General features: G+C 65.9%; 15 protein-coding genes. 2 read left to right on the forward strand and 13 right to left on the reverse strand.

Features of this window, described 5'->3' with window-relative positions; genetic code table 11:
- Positions 1 to 8 precede the first annotated feature (8 nt).
- The 4 genes from ACSQ27_RS01565 to ACSQ27_RS01580 all read right to left on the reverse strand — a co-directional run bounded on the left by ACSQ27_RS01565 (position 9) and on the right by ACSQ27_RS01580 (position 3473).
- Positions 9 to 1415: a multicopper oxidase family protein gene (locus ACSQ27_RS01565; protein ID WP_436153729.1), complete on the reverse strand. Its 1407-nt coding sequence runs from the start codon at positions 1413 to 1415 to the stop codon at positions 9 to 11.
- Between the two features lie 35 nt (positions 1416 to 1450).
- Positions 1451 to 2611 carry a TolC family protein gene (locus ACSQ27_RS01570; protein WP_436153730.1) on the reverse strand — a complete coding sequence of 387 codons (1161 nt, stop codon included), beginning with the start codon at positions 2609 to 2611 and terminating at the stop codon, positions 1451 to 1453.
- An 8-nt stretch (positions 2612 to 2619) separates the two neighbouring features.
- Positions 2620 to 2949, reverse strand: a complete 330-nt coding sequence (locus ACSQ27_RS01575) for a hypothetical protein (protein WP_436153731.1) — start codon at positions 2947 to 2949, stop codon at positions 2620 to 2622.
- A gap of 113 nt (positions 2950 to 3062) precedes the next feature.
- On the reverse strand, positions 3063 to 3473 hold the full coding sequence (locus tag ACSQ27_RS01580) for a hypothetical protein (RefSeq protein ID WP_436153732.1): 411 nt from the start codon (positions 3471 to 3473) through the stop codon (positions 3063 to 3065).
- A gap of 165 nt (positions 3474 to 3638) precedes the next feature.
- On the opposite strand from ACSQ27_RS01580, the gene ACSQ27_RS01585 reads away from it, so the two are divergent.
- Complete coding sequence (locus ACSQ27_RS01585) at positions 3639 to 4709, forward strand: EamA family transporter (protein ID WP_436153733.1); 1071 nt, start codon at positions 3639 to 3641, stop codon at positions 4707 to 4709.
- A gap of 27 nt (positions 4710 to 4736) precedes the next feature.
- On the opposite strand, the gene ACSQ27_RS01590 is transcribed toward ACSQ27_RS01585, so the two are convergent.
- From ACSQ27_RS01590 to ACSQ27_RS01630, 9 genes are all read right to left on the reverse strand, one after another.
- On the reverse strand, positions 4737 to 5015 hold the full coding sequence (locus tag ACSQ27_RS01590; RefSeq protein ID WP_436153734.1) for a hypothetical protein: 279 nt from the start codon (positions 5013 to 5015) through the stop codon (positions 4737 to 4739).
- Between the two features lie 16 nt (positions 5016 to 5031).
- The gene (locus ACSQ27_RS01595; protein WP_436153735.1) at positions 5032 to 6198 is read right to left on the reverse strand and encodes an MFS transporter; all 1167 of its coding nucleotides are present in this window, start codon (positions 6196 to 6198) and stop codon (positions 5032 to 5034) included.
- A gap of 142 nt (positions 6199 to 6340) precedes the next feature.
- Positions 6341 to 7009 carry a DUF1989 domain-containing protein gene (locus tag ACSQ27_RS01600; RefSeq protein WP_436153736.1) on the reverse strand — a complete coding sequence of 223 codons (669 nt, stop codon included), beginning with the start codon at positions 7007 to 7009 and terminating at the stop codon, positions 6341 to 6343.
- A gap of 4 nt (positions 7010 to 7013) precedes the next feature.
- Positions 7014 to 7757 (reverse strand): amino acid ABC transporter ATP-binding protein, encoded by a 744-nt coding sequence (locus ACSQ27_RS01605; protein ID WP_436153737.1) that lies wholly within the window; start codon positions 7755 to 7757, stop codon positions 7014 to 7016.
- Positions 7758 to 7857: 100 nt separating this feature from the next.
- Positions 7858 to 8538 carry an amino acid ABC transporter permease gene (locus ACSQ27_RS01610; RefSeq protein WP_436153738.1) on the reverse strand — a complete coding sequence of 227 codons (681 nt, stop codon included), beginning with the start codon at positions 8536 to 8538 and terminating at the stop codon, positions 7858 to 7860.
- 151 nt (positions 8539 to 8689) lie between these two features.
- The gene (locus ACSQ27_RS01615; protein WP_436153739.1) at positions 8690 to 9352 is read right to left on the reverse strand and encodes an amino acid ABC transporter permease; all 663 of its coding nucleotides are present in this window, start codon (positions 9350 to 9352) and stop codon (positions 8690 to 8692) included.
- Positions 9353 to 9501: 149 nt separating this feature from the next.
- The gene (locus ACSQ27_RS01620) at positions 9502 to 10290 is read right to left on the reverse strand and encodes a transporter substrate-binding domain-containing protein (RefSeq protein WP_436153740.1); all 789 of its coding nucleotides are present in this window, start codon (positions 10288 to 10290) and stop codon (positions 9502 to 9504) included.
- On the reverse strand, positions 10287 to 11072 hold the full coding sequence (locus tag ACSQ27_RS01625; RefSeq protein ID WP_436153741.1) for a GntR family transcriptional regulator: 786 nt from the start codon (positions 11070 to 11072) through the stop codon (positions 10287 to 10289). The genes ACSQ27_RS01620 and ACSQ27_RS01625 overlap by 4 nt, the downstream gene beginning before the upstream one ends.
- Positions 11073 to 11226: 154 nt before the next feature.
- Complete coding sequence (locus tag ACSQ27_RS01630; protein WP_436155380.1) at positions 11227 to 12132, reverse strand: Bug family tripartite tricarboxylate transporter substrate binding protein; 906 nt, start codon at positions 12130 to 12132, stop codon at positions 11227 to 11229.
- A gap of 239 nt (positions 12133 to 12371) precedes the next feature.
- On the opposite strand from ACSQ27_RS01630, the gene ACSQ27_RS01635 reads away from it, so the two are divergent.
- Positions 12372 to 14114 (forward strand): long-chain fatty acid--CoA ligase, encoded by a 1743-nt coding sequence (locus ACSQ27_RS01635; RefSeq protein ID WP_436153742.1) that lies wholly within the window; start codon positions 12372 to 12374, stop codon positions 14112 to 14114.
- Positions 14115 to 14145: the final 31 nt, after the last annotated feature.

Consider the following 14145-nt stretch of genomic DNA (forward strand, 5'->3'; position numbering starts at 1 on the left):
TGTCCTGTTTAATGGCTGCTATGGCCTGACGGTTTGCGGATGTTGACTTCAGCGCCGGTGCCGGGAATGGCCGCAGGTGCGGCTGCGCTGCCGGTCCCGGCGCGCGCGGGCTCGGGTACTGCCCCCTTCCACTCAAAAGCCTGCGTGCCGGGCGGCTGGCGGTACCAGCCCGGGTCTTTATAGTCACCGGGTTTCTGGCCGCTGCGCACCTTGAGCATGCTGAACATGCCGCCCATCTCCACGCCGCCATAGGGTCCCTTGCCCGTCATCATGGGCGCGGTGTTGTCGGGAATCGGCATTTCCATGCTGCCCATGTCGGCCATGCCGCGCTCGCCCATCACCATGTAGTCGGGGGCAGCCTTTTGGATTTTTTGCACCAAGCCGCGGTGGTCCACCCCCAGCATGGTCGGCACGTTGTGGCCCATGGCGTTCATGGTGTGGTGGCTTTTGTGGCAGTGAAAGGCCCAGTCGCCTTCCTCGTCGGCCAGGAACTCCAGCTGCCGCATCTGGCCCACGGCCACGTCGGTGGTCACTTCGGGCCAGCGGGCCGGTTTCGGCGTGGGCCCGCCGTCGGTGCCGGTCACCGTGAACTCATGGCCGTGCAGGTGGATCGGGTGGTTGGTCATGGTCAGGTTGCCCACGCGGATGCGCACCTTGTCATTTTTGCGCACCACCAGCGGGTCTATGCCGGGGAAGATGCGGCTGTTCCAGCTCCACAGGTTGAAGTCCAGCATGGTCATGATTTTCGGCGTCATGCTGCCGGGCTCGATGTCGTAGGCATTGAGCAGAAAGACGAAGTCGCGGTCCACGGTCTCGATGAGTGGATGCTTTTCCTTGGGATGGGTTACCCAGAAACCCATCATGCCCATGGCCATCTGCGTCATCTCGTCGGCATGCGGGTGGTACATAAAAGTGCCGGGCCGCCGCGCGATGAACTCGTAGACAAAAGTCTTGCCCACCGGGATGGCCGGTTGGTTCAGGCCGGCCACCCCGTCCATGCCATTGGGCAGGCGCTGGCCGTGCCAGTGGATGGTGGTGTGTTCCGGAAGCCTGTTGGTCACGAAGACCCGCACGCGGTCGCCTTCCACCACTTCGATGGTCGGGCCGGGGCTCTGCCCGTTGTAGCCCCACATATGGGCCTTGAAGCCGGGCGCCATTTCGCGCACCACGGGTTCGGCTACCAGGTGGAACTCCTTGACGCCGCCGTTCATGCGCCAGGGCAGGGTCCAGCCGTTGAGCGTGACCACCGGGTTGTAGGGCCGGCCATTCGGCGGAGCCAGTGGCGCGGCGGTGTTGGCATGTGCCATCGTGGCCGGCTCGGGCAGGGCGGCCATGGCCACCTTGCTGACGGAGGCGGCGGCCACGGCTGTCATGCCTGCCGTGGCGGCGCGGTTGAAAAAATGTCGTCGGTTCATGAATGTCCTTGGTATTCGGTGAGTGGGCGCCGGCCTCAGTGCGCGGCTGCGCCAGGAGGCGTGCGCTGCGTTGGTGTATCGGGAGCCCCGTCGTAGGGGGCACCGGCCAGCACGGTGCGCAGCGCGATGTCGGCCAGCCAGAAGTCACGCTGGGCCTGGATTGCTTCGCCCGCGGCCTGCGCTTGCGCGCGCGCCTCGGCCAGCAGCTCGAAGACGCTGGCCAGCATGCCGTTGTAGCGCAGCAGTGTTTCTTCGCTCGTGAAGCGCGACAGGGGCAGGATTTCCTTCTCGTAGTGCTTCGCCAGGTCCCAGGCCGTGCGATAGCCGTGGTAGGCCTCGCGCGCTTCGCTGCGGGCTTTGACCGCCAGTTCACGCACACGGGCCGCATTGCCCATCGCGTCCCACAGCGCGTCGGCGCCCGGTTCGCGCCGGCTTGCGCGTTGCCGTGCCCACTGCGCCGCCGCCAGTTGCAGGTCCAGCCGCTGTTGCAGCACGCGGCTTTCCACGTCGGGCAATTCCTGGGGCTGTGCCGGCAGTTCGGGCAGGCGGTCCGGGAGTTCAAAGCCGGTTTGCACGCCCCACAGGCCCAGTACCACGATCAGCTTTTCGCGTTCGCTGAAAGCCGCTTGTCGGGCGCGAGCGAGTTGCGCCGCCGCATCGGCCAGCAGCAGTTGTTCGCGCGCCTGCTGCAGCTTGCTCCAGTTGCCGGCGCGTGCCATGCGGCGGGCCAGCTCGCCGCCGGCGTCGGCGCTGTCTTTGGCTTCAGCGGCCAGCCGCGCGATCTGCGCGGCCGCCACGGCACGTGTCCAGGCCTGGCGCGCCTGGGCCGCCAGCAGAACAATGTCCTGGCCGGCCTGGCGCCTGACCGGGCTGGCGGGGAGCGCGGCATCCGAGATATTCACGCCTTGCGCAGCCAGCGAGACCTGCAGGCCCGGGTTGTTGAGCAGGGCAATGCGCACGGCGGTGTCGGCGCTCAGCGGGCCGGCCGACAGCAAGGGCGCGATGGCCGCGCCGGAATCCGTGCCCGGCCGCGCGATGGCGACGGGGCTGGAGGTCTGCTCCTGGGCCAGTGCCTCCAGGCCACTGACGCCGCCATCGAAAGGCACAGCGGCGCGAGCCGTGAGCGTGAGAAGCAGCAAAGCCAGCGCGATAGCTTGCCGCTGGCTGGGCCGGCGATGAAGAGAGGCGCTGTTCATGGTCGGCCTCATGGTTTTTGGCCGGCGGGCGCCGCAGGCTTGCCGTCCTGGGCCTGCTCCCACTTCAGCAGGTCGGCATGGCCCCGCGGGAACTGGCCCACGGCGGCGTTGGCTTTTTTCCAGTCATCGGCGGCGGTTTCCACGCCGGTGGCGAGGCCCGCAAAAGCCGATGTGTAGCGGGCTGCCGGGACCGGTGAGGCCGGATCGGCCGCTTGCTCGGTGGGCTTGGGATCCAGCCGGGGGTAGGGGGTAGTGATCTGCGCCTTGGCGGCAGCCGCTGCGGACAGCAGCAGAACCGGCAACCAGGCGTGCGGGTTTGAAATGACACGGATGTTCACAAAAATCTCCTGAAATACAAGCGGGTGCGATGCCGGGCATCGCAGGGCCCAGCACGTTCAGCCGCAAGGGACTGTGCTGGGGGGCAAGTACAGACCCACTACGGGCCTGGAGATCAGGAAATGGGTGGTTTTTGGCGCAGCGCGGCGTCGGCGCTGGCGAAGGGATCTGCCGCCGGAAGCGGCAAGGTGGATGCGCTGTAATAAGGCAGCAGGTCGGGTGCCGCAGGCGTCAGTGCCACCGTGTGGCAGGCCTGGCAGGCGGCGCAGGTTTCGCAGTGGCCGTCGGCTGAGTGGCTGTTGCCGCCATCCGCGGCTTGCTCCGCGCAGTCGTGCAGGGCCGGCGCCTCTGTCGCGTGGCCGGTGTGGGCCATCTCCACGTCGTCATGAAGGTGGCCGGCCTCGGCGGCCACTTGCGTCGCTTGATGCTGAATCTGGCCTGCCGCCATTTGCGTGGCCATCGCGTCGCCCACCCAGCCGCGCAAGGGCAGCAGGGCGATCAGGACGGCGAAGAGCAAATGGCGCATCGGTGAATGATAGGGGATGTGCCCGGAAAGTTCCGTATCCAGTGCATTCGATTTTCACATGCCCATGTCGTACCCTTTGAACTGGAAGCCGGCAGTGGATGCTATCGTGGCCGAAAATGGTGGATTGGAGGGGAGCGCTTTCTCATCTTCAGAGGAGTCAGGCATTTGAAGCTCTTGGCAAATTCTTTGAGCCCGGGTGTTGCGGCCGCGCTGGCATCGGCCTTGCTGTTCGGCGCGGGGACGCCGCTGGCCAAATGGCTGCTCGGCGAGATGAGTCCCTGGATGCTGGCCGGGCTTTTGTACCTGGGCTCCGGCCTGGGCCTGTTCGTGTATCGCCGGGTGCGGCGCGCCGCCCGGCCGCGCCTGGACCCCGGCGAGATGCGCTGGCTGGCTGCCGCGGTGCTGTGCGGCGGGGGCATCGCGCCGGTGCTGTTGATGTACGGGCTGTCGGCCATGCCTTCCAGCCACGCCGCCTTGCTGCTCAATGCCGAAGCAGTGTTGACCGCCGTGCTGGCATGGATGGTGTTCAAGGAAAACGTTGACCGGCGGATCGTGCTGGGGATGGCCGCCATCGTGGCGGGCGCGCTGCTGCTCAGCTGGCCGCAGCCTGGCCAATCCGCGTCCACATTCGCCATGCTGTGGCCGGCATTCGCGGTATTGCTGGCGTGTTTTTTCTGGGCCCTGGACAACAACTTCACGCGAAAGGTGTCGCTGGTCGATGCGTCATGGATTGCCTGCGTGAAAGGGCTGGCCGCGGGCGTCACGAACCTGTTGCTCGCTTTCCTGGTGGGAGCGGCGCTGCCGGGCCCGGGAGCAACGGCCATCGCCATGGGGGTTGGCCTGCTGGCCTACGGGGTGAGCCTGGCGCTCTTTGTTGTCGGCCTGCGGCATTTGGGGACGTCACGGGCCGGCGCTTATTTTTCGACCGCGCCCTTTGTCGGGGCGCTGTTTTCCGTGGTGTTTCTGGCGGAGCCCGTCAGCTGGAAACTGCTGGCGGCCGCTGCGCTGATGGCATACGGTATCTGGCTGCACCTGACCGAACACCACGCGCATGTGCACACGCATGACGTCCTGGAGCATGAACACCCGCACACGCACGACGAGCACCATCCGCATGACCATGCGCCCGCGGTTGCAGGAGCGCATTCACATCCCCATAAGCATGAGCCCGTGACCCACAGCCATGCGCATTACCCGGATGCCCATCATCGCCACGGCCATGGTGACGGCGGTTGACGGACGGAGCTGGATTGCCCGGCGGCGTCAGGATTTTTGAAGCTGCAGGCGGGCCTTGTCCAGCCACAGCTGCAGGCTGTCCAGCAACTCCTTCTGGCTGAAGGAGCAGCTTTCTTCGGTGAACAGCGCGCTGGACTCGAGCCGGTTCAGCAACTGCGACAGCACCTCGCCAAAACGGTCGGGCAGGGCGGCCGCCAGGCTTGCCTGCTGCATCGCGAGTTGCGAAAAGGCGGCCACGCCCAAAGTGTCATCGCGCAATTGCTGCAGGGCGGTTTGCAAGGCTTCGAGCTGGTCTTGGGCTGTCATGGTGCGAGTATAAAAATCAGGCGGTCGCCGAGGCCGTCACACGTGCCGGCATGCGGTCAAACACCAGGGTCAGCATGGCCAGCAGGCCGAAGGGCACACCCACCCAGCCCAGCTGCGCAAAGCCCACCTGTTCCAGCAGCGCGCCGCTGATCACCGCGCCCAGCGCCGTGCCCACGTAGAGCATGGAGCCGTTGAGGCTCAGCAGCAGCGGCGCCTGCGCCGGCGAGAGACTGGCCAGCCGGCTTTGCTGCGGCGCCATCAGGCCGAAACCGGCGATGCCCCAGGCCACCAGCACGGCCATGGTGGCCGGCACATTCCCGCGCGTGAGCGGCAGCAGGCACATCATCGCGACCAGCACGGCGAGCTGCACGCGCAGGGTGCGCAGCGCGCCGAAGCGGTCGGTGGCCCAGCCGCCCATCAGCGTGCCGCCGACACCGGCCAGGCCGAAGACGGCCAGCGTGGCCGAGAGCTGTGCCGAGTTCATGGGGTTGAGCGCCTGCAGCACCGGCCCGACATAGGCAAAGACGCTGAAGATGGCGATGAAGTACAGCAGGGTGCGGCCCCACACGCGCAGCACCGCGCCCTGGCGCGCGGCGGCCTGGAAGCCCGCGAAGCTGGTGCCGGCGCTGGCCATGTTGGCGGGAATCAGCCAACTGGCCGCGACCAGCGCCGCGCCGCTCGCGATCGCCGACAGCCACACCGGCACGCGCCAGCCGAATTCAAAGCCCAGCCAGGCGCCTATGGGCAGGCCCACGGCATAGCTGATGCTCATGCCCAGGAATGTGATGGACAGCGCCCGGCCGCGCAGCGCGGGCACCACCATGCTGACGGCCAGCGCCGAGGCGGCCGCGGTGAACATGGCGCCCGCGCCCATCAGCACGCGGCCCAGCAACAGCAGGGGCAGATTGGGCGCAAGGGCGCACACCAGGCAGCCCGCGGTGAACAGCGCGAGCGCCAGTTGCACGGCGCGTTTGCGCGGCCACCGGGCCGTGAGGATGATGAGCAGCGGCGCCAGCACGGCGGTGGCCACGGCATAGGCCGTCATGGCCTGGCCGGCGGCCGCCACGCTGATGCCCAGCGAGAGGCTCATGGGCTGCAGGATGCCGCCCAGCACAAAGGCGCCGCTGCCTATGACCAGGTTGCACAGGGCGAAAAAATACAGGATGGGAGGCATGGTGTTCATGAAGGCGGCGTCGGGTCGGCGGGACAGCGCAAGCCGCCCAGGGGTGGCGGGCGCAAGCAGCTGTCAAATCAGGATCGGGTAAGTCTGCCCCCGCCATTGTGCGGGAAGCCGCGCGGCCCTGCAGGGCCGGGGGAAAATCGCGCTAAGCCTGCGGAACCCAGGGCCCTTTGACGGGCAGGCCGCTCGCGCTGTGCAATATTTCCAGGTCGGCCGGCTTGGGCGTGTTGTCGCCCGCGCCCTGGATTTTCACGATGTCCTGCGGGCAGGCGGAGAAGGCCACGAAGCAGTCCATCTCGGCGCGCAGCGTGATGGCATCGCCGGCCTTGGTGACGGTGGGCAGGGTCTTGAGCGTGATGCCGTCCGGCTGCACCTGGATGTTCATGAAGATGTTGAAGGAGGCCAGGATGGCGCGCGGCGGTGTGAGGCCCAGCGCGAACATGCCTTCGAACATGTTGTCGCAGCAGTTGCGGTGGTAGCCCTTGACGCCCAGCAGCTCATAGCGGCGGCGGTCGCAGGCGGCCATGAAGGTGTCGTGCACGCCGGGCGAAGTGTCCTCGACCACGGTGAGGATGGAGTGGCGCTGGTTGGTGACGAAGGAGTCGCCGACGATAGGGTTCAGGCGCTGGTTCCACACGCGGGTGGTTTCCATGCACATGAATTCGTTCAGGTCGTAGGCGTTAAAGGCCCAGCAATCGACCACCTGCGTGCCGTGGGTGTTGATGACCTTCACGGCCTGGCCGGCCTGCAGGCGAACGGCCTTGCCGTGGCCGGCCGGAATGTTGAGCGTGCGGGGCGAAACGGCTGCGGTCATAGGCTTACTGGATCATGCCGAGAAACTGCTTGAGCTCGGCGGTCTGCGGGTTGGAGAACACCTCGTCGGGCGGCCCGATCTCGTGCACGCGGCCCTGGTGCATAAACACCACGCGGTCACAGACCTTGCGCGCGAAGCTCATCTCGTGCGTCACCATCAGCAGCGTCATGCCCTCGGCGGCCAGGCTTTCCACCACCTGCAGCACCTCGCCCACCAGTTCCGGGTCCAGCGCCGAGGTGATCTCGTCGCACAGCAGCACCGAAGGCTGCATGGCCAGCGCGCGCGCGATCGCCACGCGCTGCTGCTGCCCGCCCGAAAGCTGGTCGGGCCAGGACTCGAATTTTTCGGCCAGACCCACGCGCTGCAGCAGCGCGCGCGCATGTTCGGCGGCGGGCGCACCGGCCGTCTTCTTGACCAGCGTAGGCGCCAGCATGATGTTTTTGCCGACGGTCAGGTGCGGAAACAGGTTGAAGCTCTGGAAGATCATGCCCACGCGCTGGCGCAGTTCGCGCATGACCTGCGGGTTGTCGTGCAGCAGGTGTTTGCCGTCCACGCGCAGCGTGCCGCTCTGGAAGACTTCCAGGCCGTTGATGCAGCGCAGCAGCGTGCTTTTGCCCGAACCGCTTTTGCCGATGATGGCGATCACTTCGCCGGCCTTGACTTCGAGGTCTATGCCCTTAAGCACCTCATTGGTGCCGAAGCTTTTCCGCAACTGGTTGATCTCGACCAATGTTCTTGGAGCCCCCACGCTTGCCACTTCGTGTGTTTCGCTGCCCCCCGAGGGGGCTAATTTTCCTTGGGGCGGCCCGGCGGAAAATCTGTCGGCCGTTGCAGGGGATGGGATGGCATTAACGTCCATTGCGGGCTTTCCTCTCAAGCTTGCGGGCATACAGGGATACGGGGAAACACAGCGCGAAGTACATCAGCGCGACGCAGCTGTACACCACAAACGGTTTGAAGGTGGCGTTGGTGATCATGGTGCCGGCCTTGGTCAGCTCGATGAAACCTATCACCGAGGCCAGCGCCGTGCCTTTGACCACCTGCACCAGGAAGCCCACCGTGGGCGGCACGGCGATGCGCACGGCCTGCGGCAGCACGATGTAGCGCAGCTGTTCACCGAAGCTGAGCGCCAGGCTTTGCGCGGCCTCCCACTGGCCCTTGGGAATCGCGTCGACGCAGCCGCGCCAGATTTCGGCCAGGTAGGCGCTGGTGTACAGCGTGAGCGCCACCGCGGCCGCCACCCAGGCCGGCACGTTGATGCCGAAGAGCGCCAGGCCGAAGTAGGCCAGGAAGAGCTGCATCAGCAGCGGCGTGCCCTGGAACAGCAGCACATAGCCGTCCAGCGCGCGGCGCGCGATGCGCGCTGCCTTCTGCGCGCCCGGCACCGCGCGCGTAGCCGACAGGCGGCCCACCAGCAACAGCGCGCCGACAATACCGCCGCCTATGAAAGCGACCAGCGAGAGAACGATGGTCCAGCGCGCTGCGAGCAGCAGGTTCCGGAAGATATCCCAGACGGTGAATTCGATCATCGCAATTCCTTTGGATGTAGCGACGGGTAATGAGTGGCCATGGGGGCTTTCCATTCAGCAGGGGCCGCGGAACCGGCTTTGCCGGGCCGCAGGCGCAGCGCCCCCTCGGGGGGCAGAGAGCTACACGCAGTGAGCGAACGTGGGGGCATATTTAGCGGCCGAAGAGAAATCTTGGGCCAGCCCAATTAAGGAGCTTGCGCACTGCAACCGACAGCACCAGGTAAATCACCGTGGCAATGATGAAAGCCTCAAAGGCCCGGAAGTTGCGGCCCTGGATCAGGTTGGCGGCATACGACAGTTCCTGTGTCGAAATCTGCCCGCAGACGGCCGAGCCCAGCATCACGATGATGATCTGGCTCACCATGGCCGGCCAGACTTTCTTGAGCGCGGGCGGCAGCACCACACGGGTGTAGATCTGCACGCGGTTGAGCGCCAGGCTTTCGGCTGCCTCGATCTGCCCGCGCGGCGTGGCTTCAACGCCGGCGCGGATGATCTCGGTGGCATAGGCCGACAGGTTGATCACCATGGCCAGCACCGAGGCGGTTTCGGGCGAGAGCTTGAAGCCTGCGGCGGGCAGGCCGAAGAAGATGAAAAACAGCTGCACGATAAAAGGCGTGTTGCGGATCAGTTCGACGTAAGCGCCCACCACCCAGCGCAGCCAGGTCGGCCCGCTGGCCCGTGCCCAGGCAAAGCCCATGCCCATGAATACACCCAGCACCGACGAGATCGCCGTCAGGCCCAGCGTCCAGGCGACGCCGATGGCCAGCAGCGGCCATTGGCTGAGTACAGCCATGAAGTCCAACTCAATACGCATGGGTCACATCCTGTTGAAAGATCGCCGTCGCTTGTTTCCCCTGCCAGCGGCCGCAGCGGAACCGGCTTTGCCGGGCCGCAAGCGGCGCCCCCTGCAAGGGGGGAGGCGGTTACGCGAAGCGAACCGCAACGGGGGTGTACAGCAATTTTTCAGGGGAGATTGCCTGCCGGGCGGCCCAGCCACTTCATGGCGATCTTGTCGAGATCGCCGTTTTTCTTGGCTTCGGCGATCACTTCATTGACCTTCAGGCGCAGCTTGTCTTCACCCTTGGCCACGCCGATGAAGTTGGGGCTGTCGCTGAGCAGCAGCTTGTACTCGGTGTTCAGCTGAGGATTTTTGGCAATCATGTTGCCGGCCACCGAGGCGCCCGTGGCGATCAGTTGCACCTGGCCGGCGGTGTAGGCCGACACGGTGGTGTTGTTGTCTTCAAAGCGCTTGATGTCGGTGCCGGCCGGCGCGATCTTGGTCAGTTCCTGGTCTTCCAGGGCGGCGCGCGTCACGCTGATGGTCTTGCCGGACAGGTCGGCGGCGGACTTCACCGTCATGCTCTTGGGGCCGAAGACGGCCTGGAAGAAGGGCGAGTAGGCGGCTGTGAAGTCGATGACTTTTTCGCGGTCGGGGTTTTTGCCCAGTGTGGAGATCACCAGGTCGGCCTTCTTGGTCTGCAGGTAGGCGATGCGGTTGGCGCTGGTCACGGGCACGAGTTCAATCTTGACGCCGAGTTTTTGCGCGATGTAGCCGGCCATCTCCACGTCCAGGCCCTGGGGCTTGAGGTCGGTGCCGACCATGCCGTAGGGCGGGAAGTCGGTCGGGATGGCGATCTTGATTTCCTTGGCCTTCATGATGTCGTCCAGCGCGGTCTGCGCATGGGCGCCGGTGGCGGCCAGCACGGCGGCTGCGGCGAGGGCGAAGGAAAAAACGCGTTTGCTGGACTTCATAGCAGGGCTCCAAGGTAGGTTGAGGAATCGTCTGTGGTTTTGGCCGCGGTACGGCCGGCTTTGCGAACACGGGAAGGCGGGGAGGATGCCGGTTTGTCGGCAGGGGCTTGCGCATCCAGCGGGCTCAGCGCGCTGCGCAGTTGCGCCAGCGGGTCGCCGCCGCCGGCCTGGAGTTTGAGCGCGGCCTGCACGCTGCCGATATGCGCCTGCATGAGTTTTTCGGCTTTCGCCAGGTCGCCTTTTTCCAGCGCCTGCACGATGAGCACATGCTCTTCGCAGGACTGCGCCGCGTCGTGGGACGATTGGTAGAGCATGGCGATCAGCGTGGTGCGCGCGGTGAAGTCGCGCAGGGTGTCGGCCAGCAGGCTGTTGCCCAGGCATTCGGCCAGGCACACATGGAAGTCGCCCAGCAAAAAGCTGCGCAGGCCCACGTCATCGCCCTTGATGGCGGCTTTCTCGCGGGTCAGGTGGCTTTTGAGCTGCTTGATGGCGGCCTTGCTGACGTCGGTGGTGCAGCGGATCAGGCCCATCTCGATCACGCGGCGCGCCTCAAAGGCCTCGCGCGCTTCTTCCTGGGAAGGCTCGATCACGTACCAGCCGCGCCGGCTGCTGACGGTGACGATGCCGCGCACCGCCAGCCGGGTCAGGGCCTCGCGCACGATGGTGCGGCTGCAATCAAACAACAGCGCCAGCTGCTGCTCTCCCAGGCGCGAGCCGGGCGCAAGCTTTTGCGCCATCACGGCTTCGATGATGCGGTTGCTGATGTCGGGGGCGGTGGCCATGCACAAGGCAGTGCATATCCCGTGCCAGCCATTTCGGCTGGTTCAGCTAACTGGTATACAAGTTTTGCGCACCTGACTGGCGTGCCGCCGCACCGGCTTGCGGCTTTCCGGCGGCCGGGCGCACCAGAACGGGGATTTCCGTGGCAGGACCCCGTCAGTCCATCTTGGCGCCGGAAGCCTTGACGGCTTGCGCCCAGCGCGGCATTTCCGTGGCCAGGAATTGGGTGAACTCCTCGCTGCCCATAAAGGCCGGATCGGCGCCCTGGGTCACCATGCGGTTACGGATCTCGGGGTTGTTCATCACCTGCTTGAAGGCGTCGCTGAGCTTGGCGGTCACGTCCTTGGGCAAGCCGGCCGGCGCGAGGAAACCGTAGAAGCCGACCACCTCAAAACCCTTGATGCCCGATTCAATGACGGTTGGGATGTCCGGCAGGGCGGGATTGCGCTCCTTGCTGGTCACGGCCAGCGCGCGCACTTTGCCCTGCTTATGGTAGTTGGCGGCCTGTGGGATGGATTCGCCCATGAACTGCACCTGGCCGGCCATCAAATCGGTGAACGCCGGCGCGCTGCCGCGATAGGGAATGTGCACCATGAAAAGCCCGGTGGCGTTCTTGAACATCTCGGGGACAAGGTGGCTGATGCCGCCGTTGCCGGCCGAGCCGTAGTTGACCTGGCCCGGCCTGGCCTTGGCGTAGGCGATGAATTCCTGCAGGTTGGTGACCGGCAGCTTGGGATTGACCAGCAGGGCCAGCGGCTGCATGGCGGTGCGCGCGATCGGCGTGAAGTCCTTCAGCGTGGCATAGGGCAGCTTGCTGTAGAGGGCGGGGTTGATCACCATCACGCCGGTGTTGGCCAGCATCAGGGTGTAGCCGTCGGGCGCGGCCTTCATCACGTCCTGCGCGCCCACGGTGCCGCCGGCGCCCGACTTGTAGTCGATCACGATGGGCTGGCCCAGCACGGCCTGCAGGCGTTCGGTCAGCAGGCGCGCATGTTGGTCCAGCGGGCCGCCGGCCGGAAACCCGATGACGACGCGGATGGGCTTGTCGGGAAAGGCGGCCATGGCCGCGGAGGAGGCCAGGGCGGCCGCGGCCAATGCCGTGAGGACTTTGCGGGGCAGGGCGAAGAAGCGATTCATGAAGTCTCCTGTTGTGCTTGTTTCCGCGTGTAAGCGGTGCTGGTTCATCATAGTGAGCAGCGGTCGCCCAAGCGACAGTGTTTTATCGGGAGCTTCCCGGATGTGGCCGGCGCGGACTCGGGTTAGGCTGGGGCCCCAAGTCCGCACTTGCCTGGAGCCCTTTCTTGACCCTTGATTCCGATACCGGCCAGGCCGCCCCTGCCGCGACCTCGCACACGCTGCACCACCAGGTCTGGCCCAAACGCCTGCCGCACAGCATCACGCCGCCGGCCACCTCGCTGTGGCACAACCTCGCGGTCAGCGCGCTGCGTTTTCCCGACAAGCCCGCGCTGGTTTTCTTCAACCGCGTGTTCACTTATGCCGAGGTCCTGCGCCAGGCCGAGCGCCTGGCCGCAACGCTGCACAGCCTGGGCGTGCGCAGCGGCGACCGCGTGGTGCTCAATATGCAGAACTGCCCGCAGTGGGTGATCGCGCACTTTGCCATCCTGCGCGCCAACGCCGTGGTGGTGCCCGTCAACCCGATGAACCGGGCCGAGGAGCTCAAGCACTACATCACCGACCCCGATGCGAAAGTCGCCATCATCGCGGCCGACCTGGCCGGCGAACTGGCGAAGGCCAATGCGCAACTGGAACCCGGCGAGCGGCTGGCACACATGGTGGTGACGCACTACAGCGACGCCTTCGACATCGCCGCGGAAGGCGAGGGCGACGCAGCCATGCCGTCGGCCTGGCGCGACTGGCTGGGCACGCGCCATGCGCCGCCGGTGCTGGCAGACGGCAGCGTGATGGACTGGGCCGAGGCGATTGCGGGCACGGGAGACCTGCCCCCGCACACCGCCACGCCGCAAGACCTGGCGGTGCTGCCCTACACCAGCGGCACCACCGGCTTGCCCAAGGGCTGCATGCACCCCCATGCCAGCATCATGCACAACGCGGTGGCCAGTTGTTTGTGGGGCGGCAGCACCTTCGAGAACGTGACGCTGTCCGTGGTGCCCATGTTCCACATCACGGGCATGGTGTCCGTGATGCATGCGTCGATTTACGGCAGCGCGACGCTGGTCATCATGCCGCGCTGGGACCGCGAACTGGCTGGGCGGCTGATCTCGCGCTGGCGCGTGACGCACTGGACCAACATCCCGACCATGGTGATAGACCTGTTGGCCAGCCCCAACTTCGCCGAATTCGACCTCAGCAGCCTGGTCTACATAGGCGGTGGCGGCGCGGCCATGCCGCAGGCCGTGGCCCAGCGCCTGTGGGAGCAATACGGCCTGCGCTTTGCCGAAGGCTACGGCCTCACAGAGACCGCCGCGCCCTCGCACAGCAACCCCTATGACGCCACCAAGCAGCAATGCCTGGGCGTGCCCTTCATGAGCTGCGACGCGCGCGTGATCGACCCGCTCACGCTCAAGGAAGTGCCGCAGGGCGAGCAGGGTGAAATCGTCATGAGCGGGCCGCAGGTGTTCCAGGGCTACTGGAAGCGCCCGGACGCGACGGAGCAGGCCTTTATCGAACTTGACGGCAAACGCTTTTTCCGCTCCGGCGACCTGGGCCGCGTGGACGAGCAGGGCTACTTCTTCATCACCGACCGGCTCAAACGCATGATCAACGCCTCGGGCTTCAAGGTCTGGCCGGCCGAGGTCGAGGCCTTGATGTTCAAGCACCCGGCCATCCAGGAAGCCTGCGTGATCTCGACCCGCGACGCCTACCGCGGAGAAACCGTCAAGGCCGTGGTGGTGCTGCGCCCCGCTGCGAAGGGAAATACCAGCGAGGAAGACATCATCAGCTGGTGCCGGGATAACATGGCGGCTTATAAATACCCGCGCGTGGTGCAGTTTGTCGATGCGCTGCCCAAAAGCGGCTCGGGCAAGGTCATGTGGCGCGCGCTGCAGGAAGCCGAGAAGCCCTGAACCTCCCGGCCGCCGTGCCCTGTTTCCGGAG

Origin of the sequence: Polaromonas sp. LjRoot131, from assembly GCF_964252805.1 — a bacterium.
Lineage (GTDB): Bacteria > Pseudomonadota > Gammaproteobacteria > Burkholderiales > Burkholderiaceae_C > Polaromonas.